Here is a 6,860-nt window from a genome sequence, read left to right on the forward strand (position 1 = left end):
TCGAGAAGACTGAAGAACATTTCCATTATTTTTTGTCCTTGCGCTTGAACAGGCCGGCGATGAACGGCTCGAACAGGTTTTCCAGCGCGCCGCAGAACAGGATGATCAGGCCCTGGATGAACAGGATCATCTCGCGGGTGATCATCGGCTTTTCAAATGACAGGTCGGAGCCGCCTTGGGTCAGCGCGCCGAACAGCAGCGCCGACAGGATGATGCCCACCGGATGGTTGCGCCCCATCAGCGCCACGGCGATGCGACAAAGCCCACGCCGTTGGTGAACAGCACGTTCATGCGGTGCGAGGAGCCCAAGAGGTCGTTCACCGACGACAGGCCGGACAGCGCGCCGGACACGCACATGGCGATGATGATGACGCGGCTGACGCTCATCCCGGCGTAGCCGGCGGCATGCTCGTTGGTGCCAACGGTGCGCAGCTCGAAGCCCCAGCGGCTATGCCAGACGATCAGGTAGAACAGCGCGGACGCCAACAGCGCCAGCACGAAGGTCAGGTTGAGCGGCGAATTGGGCAGCGAGGTGAACAGCGTGTGCAGCTGCGGAATCCAGCCGGTCTCGGCGAACTGGCGGGTGGTCGGGTTCTGCGAGCCGGCCTCGATCAGTTGGTGACTGATCAGGTACAACATCAGCGAGTACGCGATGAAGTTGAACATGATGGTGGTCACCACGATGTGGCTGCCGCGCTTGGCCTGCAGATAGGCCGGCACATAGGCCCAGGCCGCGCCGAAGCCCATCGCCGCCAGCATCGCCAGCGGAATCAGCACGTAAGACGGCAGGGTGTGGTCGAAGCCCAGCATCACCAGCGTCACGCCCAGGCCGGCCAAGTAGGCCTGGCCTTCGCCGCCGATATTGAACAGGCCGGCATGGAAGGCGGTGCCACAGCCAGACCGGCGAAGATGTAGCTGGTGGTGTAGAACAGCGTATAGCCGGTGCCCTCTCCGTAGCCAAAGGCGCCATGGATCAGCAGTTGCAGGCATTCCCACGGATTCTCGCCAATCATCCAGGTGACGAAGCCCGTCACCAGCAAGGCGGCCAGCAGGTTTAGCGCCGGCAATACGGTCAGCTGCGCCCAACGCGGCAAGGTGGATGGTTGTCCGAATTTCAATGTTTGTGCCCCCCCATCAACAAGCCCAGCGAAATGGTGTCGGCATCCTTGGCCGCCACTTCGCCGGTGATCTGGCCGCCGGCCATGACCAGGATGCGGTCGGCCAGCGCCAGGATTTCCTCCAGCTCCACCGATACCAGCAAGATGGCCTTGCCCTCGTCGCGCAGCTCGATCAGCCGCTTGTGGATGAATTCGATGGCGCCGATATCGACGCCGCGCGTCGGCTGGCCGATCAAGAGCAGGTCCGGATTGGCGTGGATTTCACGCGCCAGCACCACCTTCTGCTGATTGCCGCCCGATAGCAGGCCCACCCGCAGCAGCGGGTTGCCCGGACGGATATCGAACTGGCGGATGAAGTCGCGGGTCCGCTCCACCAGCTTCTTGCGCGAATACAGCGGGCCGCAGCTCAGCGACTTGTCGTCGTGGTAGCCCAGAATGGCGTTCTCGAAAGTGGAGAAGCCCTTCACCAGCCCCTCGCGCGAACGGTCCTCCGGATATGGCTGATGCCCTTGCGGCGGTACACCGCGGCGCGCGGCGCGCGCCTGCACGGCAGCTTCAGCAAATCCTCGCCCTTGTAGACCACAGCGCCCGCGCTGGGCGACAACATGCCGGCCAGCACTTCCAACAGCTCGGACTGGCCGTTGCCGGACACGCCGGCCACGCCGACGATTTCGCCGGCCCTCACCTGGAAGTTCAGGCCGTCCAGCAGCTTGACCTGGCGCTCATCGGTCAGGCACAGGTTCTTGACGTCCAGCACCACAGCGCCCGGCGCGCGCTCGGCCTTATCGACCTTCAGCGTCACCTTGCGGCCCACCATCAGGTCGGCCAGCTTTTCCTTGTCCACGTCGCATGTGGCGACATTGGCCACCACGGTGCCGGCGCGCATCACGCTGACATTGTCGGTGATGTCCATCACTTCGCGCAGCTTGTGGGTGATCAGGATCACCGTCTTGCCCTGCTCCTTAAGCGAACGCAGGATGTGGAACAGATGATCGGCCTCCTGCGGCGTCAGCACCGCGGTCGGCTCGTCCAGGATCAGCACGTCGGCGCCGCGGTACAGCGCCTTGAGGATTTCCACCCGCTGCTGCAGGCCCACGCCCAGATCGCTGACCAGCGCGTCCGGGTCGACTTCCAGCGAGTAATTGCGGTTCAGTTCCTTCAGATGCTCGCGGGCCTGGTCCAGCCCCGCTTGAGCAGCCGGCCGCCTTCGGCGCCCAGCACGATGTTCTCCAGCACGGTGAAGGTATCCACCAGCATGAAGTGCTGATGCACCATGCCGATTCCCAGATGGATGGCTTCCTGGCTGTTGCGGATGCGCGCGTCCTGGCCGCTCACGCGGATGGCGCCGCTGTCGGCCTGGTAATAGCCGTACAGGATGCTCATCAACGTGGACTTGCCGGCGCCGTTCTCGCCGATGATGCCGTGGATGCTTCCCTTCGGCACGCTCATCGTCACGTCGCGGTTGGCCTGCACGGCACCAAAACTCTTGTTGATGCCCGTCAGCTCAATGGCAAACTCGGTCATGCTTTGTATGTTCCCGATCTTCATTCGAATCCACCCAGGCCGGCATGAAGAAACAGCCGCGACGAGAAACTCATCGCGGCTGCGTCCCCCGCCACCGGCCGGGGATGTCACTGCCTTTATTATTGTACCGGGCAGCTGTTGTTGGCGCGGTAATCGACAACCTTGATCTTGCCGCTGATGATCTCTGCCTTGGCGGCGGCGATCTTCTTCTCCATTTCCGGCGTGATCAGCGGACGGTTGTATTTGTCCAGCGCCCAGTCCACGCCCTGCTCCTTCAGGCCCAGCACTTTCACGCCGGACTTCCAGGAGCCGTCCTTGGCATCCTTGAAGGTGCTGTAGACGGCCACGTCCACTTTTTTCACCATCGAGGTCAGCACCGAACCCGGGTACAGATAGTTCTGGTTGCTGTCCACGCCGATGGAGAACTTGCCGGCATTCTTGGCGGCTTGCAGCACACCCATGCCGGTGCCGCCGGCGGCGACGAAGATCACGTCGGCGCCGCGGTCAAACTGGCTCTTGGCCAGCTCGGTGCCGCGCGCCGGGTCGTTGAAGGCTTGCGGGGTGGTGCCGGTCATGTTCTGCAGCACCACGGCGTTCTTGTTGGCGTACTTCACGCCCTGGGCGTAACCGCAACCGAAGGCGCGGATCATCGGGATGTCCATGCCGCCGATGTAGCCGACCTTGCCGGTCTTGGACTTCATCGCGGCGGCGATGCCGGTCAGGAAGCTACCTTCCTGCTCCTTGAACACGATGCTCTGCACGTTCGGCCCCTTGGCCACGGCGTCGATCAGCGTGAATTTGACCTTGGGGAATTCCTTGGCCACGGTTTCCACCGCTTGCGAGAAGTTGAAGCCTACGGCGACGACAACGTCGGCGCCGCTGCCGGCCATCTTGCGCAGCAGCTGCTCTTTTTGCGCGTCGGACGAAATCTGGCCGTCGCGGTAGTTGATCTTGAAGTCCTTCTTGAAACGCTCGGCGCCGTTGTAGGCGGCTTCACTGAAGCTCTTGTCAAACTTGCCGGCCTGATCGTAAATCACGGCGGGGGTGAAGTCCTTGGCGCAAGCCGCTGCCGACAGAACCGCGGCAGCAACTGCAAAGCTGATTCGTTTCAATTGGATGGTCATCTCTATAACTCTTGGAGTTAGTTGGTCAACGCGCACATGGCTCCCCATGCGGACGCGCTATGTGCCGCAGTGCTGGACTTGAAATGGTGACAGCTGAAATTGCAGACGGCATGTAACTGCCGGACTACAGCCTCAGCTGTGCCGAAGCGGCCTGAACCGCTTCCTGCGCAATGCAAAAACCGGCTGCAGACACCACTTTGTCGTTCTTTCTGAGCGCGGCGAATTGTAATGACCGTTCACGGGACTGTAAACAATTTCCTCTCGACTTTGAAATACCGTGTCGCAAACATTCCGCCCCCGCAAGCGACCCCGCCATGCTGCAAGCCAGCCCAGGCGCGCATTATGCTTTTGGCATTTTGCGCAATCCATGATTGTACTGCATGGAATTGATCCAACACAAAGCAAAGCGGCTATACCCAAAGCACCGTGCAAGCCCTACAATCGCCGCCTGGCCACATCTGTCATTTCCATGCTGCAAATACTCTATCGGGACGATCAGTTGATCGCCATCCAAAAACCCGCCGGCCTGCTGGTGCACCGCACCGTGCTGGACCGCAACGAGACCCGCTTCGCCATCCAGTTGCTGCGCGACCAGATCGGCCGGCGCGTCTATCCGGTGCACCGGCTGGACAAAGGCACCTCGGGCGTGCTGCTGTTCGCGCTGGACAAGGACACTGGCCGCGAAATGAGCTGGCAGTTCGAACGCCAACAGGTGGCCAAACGCTACCTGGCGGTGGTGCGCGGCCACACCGACGACGCCGGCCATATCGACCATCCGCTCAGCCGCCGCCCGGACGATCTGGAATGGATCGGCGAGCGGGTGGAAACCGCGCCACAGCCGGCGCAGACCGACTATCGCACGCTCGCGCGCATTGAACTGCCGATAGCGGTGGAGCGCTACCCGACCAGCCGCTACAGCCTGGTGGAGCTGGCTCCGCTGACCGGCCGCCGCCATCAGCTGCGCCGCCACCTGAAGCACATCGCCCACCCCATCATCGGCGACTCCACCCACGGCAAGGGCCGCCACAACCGCATGTTCGCCGAACATCTGGCTTGCCCGCGCATGCTGCTGGCCTGCGTGGAAATGCGGCTGGCGCGCCCGGCCGACGGCCGGCCTTTGCTGCTGCAAAGCCCGTTGGCGGAAGACTTCAGCGCGCTGCTGTACCGGCTGGGCTGGCACGAGGCCGCGCAGGCGGCCGGCATCACCCTATCTCATTGAAAGAACAACAGAATGCTCAGCTATAGACACGCATTCCACGCCGGCAACCACGCCGACGTGCTCAAGCACCTGATCCAGATCGAACTGCTCAACTACCTGGGGCAGAAGGACAAGCCCTACTGGTATATCGACACCCACGCCGGCGCAGGCGCCTACTCGCTGGTCGAGGGCTACGCCACCAAGAACGCCGAGTTCGAATCCGGCATCGCGCGGCTCTGGCAGCGCGACGACCTGCCCGAAGCGGTGGCCAACTACGTGGAAGTGGTCAAGCGGATGAATGCCGACGGCGAGCTGAAGTTCTACCCCGGCTCGCCGTGGTGCGCCGCTGGCGTAATGCCGCAAAGCGACAAGCTGCGCCTGTTCGAACTGCACCCCAGCGACGCCAAGCTGCTGCAGGAGAACTTCGCCGATGCCGGCCGCCGGGTGCAGATCCAACAAGCCAACGGCTTCGAGGGCATCAAGGCCATCCTGCCGCCACCGCCGCGCCGCGCGCTGGTGCTGATAGACCCGCCGTACGAAGACAAGCGCGACTACCAGCACGTGGTCACCGCGCTGAAGGAAAGCCTGAAACGCTTCGCCACCGGCGTCTACGCGGTGTGGTACCCGTGCCTGCAGCGCGCGGAAATGAAAGAGATGATCCCGGCGCTGAAAAAGCTGCCGGCCAAAAGCTGGCTGCGCGCCGAACTGCATGTGCAAGGGCCGTCGGCCGATGGTTTCGGCATGCACGGCAGCGGCATGTTCATCCTGAACGCGCCGTGGACGCTGCCGCAGACGCTGAAGGAAACGCTGCCCTATCTGGCCAGGCATCTGGCGCAGGACGACAAGGCCAGCTTCATCCTGGAAAGCGGCGGCGACCTGTAAGCCTTATTCGGATATACACACTCATTGAAAAGCGCGCCGTTGGCGCGCTTTTTTTGCGCCGGCCCGCCGTCAATCACATAACTCCACATAAAGTATCTTTAATTGAAACAAAACTACATGACAAACGTCTTGCGCAATGAATAATTCATATTGAATAAAAGCCGGACAGGGTGTCATGCTGAACCTACCTTCGGGCTTGAACGCTTCAAAAGTCCCGCCTGGACAACATCGGACGCCCAGAAAGGCCAATCGTCGCGCCCGCGCCGCCCCTCCCCCGCTACTCAGCCAGGAGCCGTCTATGAGCAAATTGCCTTTCAACCAGGGCCAGCCGCAGTTCATCCCGCTGACCAGCTTCATCCGCTATCCGGAAGCGGAAATGCTGGCCCGCTCGCAGGCCTTCTACGCCGATATCAAGCGACGCAAGACCATACGCGAGTTCTCCGCCCAGCCGGTTCCGCGCCAGGTCATAGAAACTGCCTGCTCACCGCCGGCGCCGCGCCGTCCGGCGCCAACCACCAGCCCTGGTATTTCGTGGTGGTGGCCGACCCGGCGCTGAAAAAACAGATCCGCGCCGGGGCAGAAGCGGAAGAACGCGAGTTCTACCAACACCGCGCGCCGCGGGAGTGGAAAGACGCGCTCGCGCCGCTGGGCACCGACGCGGACAAAGCCTTCCTGGAAATCGCGCCATACCTGATCGCCATCTTCGGCCAGAAGAAAACCGTGCTGGACGACGGCAGCGAGATCAAAAACTACTACGTGCCGGAGTCGGTCTCCATCGCCACCGGCTTCCTGATCTCGGCGTTGCACCACTCCGGCCTGGCCACCCTCACCCACACCCCCAGCCCGATGAACTTCCTCAACCAGCTGCTCGACCGTCCGCAACATGAAAAGCCCTACATCCTGTTGGTTGTGGGCTACCCGGCAGAAAACTGCATGGTGCCAAATATCGGCAAAAAAACGCTGGCCGATATCGCCAGCTTCCTCTGAGAAGGTGTTCACAAGCGCCGAGTGGCA

The 6,860-nt window shown here is 62.1% G+C and carries 11 protein-coding genes; 4 read left to right on the plus strand and 7 right to left on the minus strand.

Translation table 11 applies throughout. The annotated features are described in order from the left end of the window. Nucleotides 1–25: 25 nt before the first annotated feature. From BI344_RS25595 to BI344_RS21770, 7 genes are all read right to left on the minus strand, one after another. The gene (locus BI344_RS25595; protein ID WP_241499437.1) at nucleotides 26–238 is read right to left on the minus strand and encodes a hypothetical protein; all 213 of its coding nucleotides are present in this window, start codon (nucleotides 236–238) and stop codon (nucleotides 26–28) included. Further along, nucleotides 238–837, minus strand: a complete 600-nt coding sequence (locus BI344_RS25600) for an ABC transporter permease (RefSeq protein ID WP_241499438.1) — start codon at nucleotides 835–837, stop codon at nucleotides 238–240. The genes BI344_RS25595 and BI344_RS25600 overlap by 1 nt, the downstream gene beginning before the upstream one ends. Further along, nucleotides 819–1,118, minus strand: a complete 300-nt coding sequence (locus BI344_RS25605; RefSeq protein ID WP_241499439.1) for a hypothetical protein — start codon at nucleotides 1,116–1,118, stop codon at nucleotides 819–821. The genes BI344_RS25600 and BI344_RS25605 overlap by 19 nt, the downstream gene beginning before the upstream one ends. Further along, entirely contained in the window at nucleotides 1,115–1,585 is a 471-nt protein-coding gene (locus BI344_RS25610; protein WP_241499440.1) for an ATP-binding cassette domain-containing protein, read from the minus strand. The genes BI344_RS25605 and BI344_RS25610 overlap by 4 nt, the downstream gene beginning before the upstream one ends. Continuing rightward, nucleotides 1,582–2,214 (minus strand): ATP-binding cassette domain-containing protein, encoded by a 633-nt coding sequence (locus BI344_RS25615; protein WP_420912621.1) that lies wholly within the window; start codon nucleotides 2,212–2,214, stop codon nucleotides 1,582–1,584. The genes BI344_RS25610 and BI344_RS25615 overlap by 4 nt, the downstream gene beginning before the upstream one ends. A 62-nt stretch (nucleotides 2,215–2,276) precedes the next feature. Beyond that, complete coding sequence (locus tag BI344_RS25625) at nucleotides 2,277–2,642, minus strand: ATP-binding cassette domain-containing protein (RefSeq protein ID WP_420912622.1); 366 nt, start codon at nucleotides 2,640–2,642, stop codon at nucleotides 2,277–2,279. 119 nt (nucleotides 2,643–2,761) lie between these two features. Beyond that, nucleotides 2,762–3,766 carry a BMP family lipoprotein gene (locus BI344_RS21770; RefSeq protein ID WP_167359421.1) on the minus strand — a complete coding sequence of 335 codons (1,005 nt, stop codon included), beginning with the start codon at nucleotides 3,764–3,766 and terminating at the stop codon, nucleotides 2,762–2,764. Between the two features lie 469 nt (nucleotides 3,767–4,235). Between BI344_RS21770 and BI344_RS21775 the strand changes: the two genes are divergently transcribed. From BI344_RS21775 to BI344_RS25635, 4 genes are all read left to right on the plus strand, one after another. Further along, a complete protein-coding gene (locus BI344_RS21775) occupies nucleotides 4,236–4,985 on the plus strand; it encodes a tRNA pseudouridine(65) synthase TruC (protein WP_071114890.1) in 750 nt (249 codons plus the stop codon). A 12-nt stretch (nucleotides 4,986–4,997) separates the two neighbouring features. Next, nucleotides 4,998–5,846 (plus strand): 23S rRNA (adenine(2030)-N(6))-methyltransferase RlmJ, encoded by an 849-nt coding sequence (locus BI344_RS21780; protein WP_071114891.1) that lies wholly within the window; start codon nucleotides 4,998–5,000, stop codon nucleotides 5,844–5,846. Between the two features lie 298 nt (nucleotides 5,847–6,144). After that, complete coding sequence (locus BI344_RS25630) at nucleotides 6,145–6,402, plus strand: hypothetical protein (RefSeq protein WP_241499441.1); 258 nt, start codon at nucleotides 6,145–6,147, stop codon at nucleotides 6,400–6,402. Beyond that, nucleotides 6,378–6,833 carry a nitroreductase family protein gene (locus BI344_RS25635; RefSeq protein WP_241499442.1) on the plus strand — a complete coding sequence of 152 codons (456 nt, stop codon included), beginning with the start codon at nucleotides 6,378–6,380 and terminating at the stop codon, nucleotides 6,831–6,833. The genes BI344_RS25630 and BI344_RS25635 overlap by 25 nt, the downstream gene beginning before the upstream one ends. Nucleotides 6,834–6,860 lie beyond the last annotated feature (27 nt).

The sequence above is a fragment of the Chromobacterium sphagni genome, assembly GCF_001855555.1.
GTDB classification, from domain to species: domain Bacteria; phylum Pseudomonadota; class Gammaproteobacteria; order Burkholderiales; family Chromobacteriaceae; genus Chromobacterium; species Chromobacterium sphagni.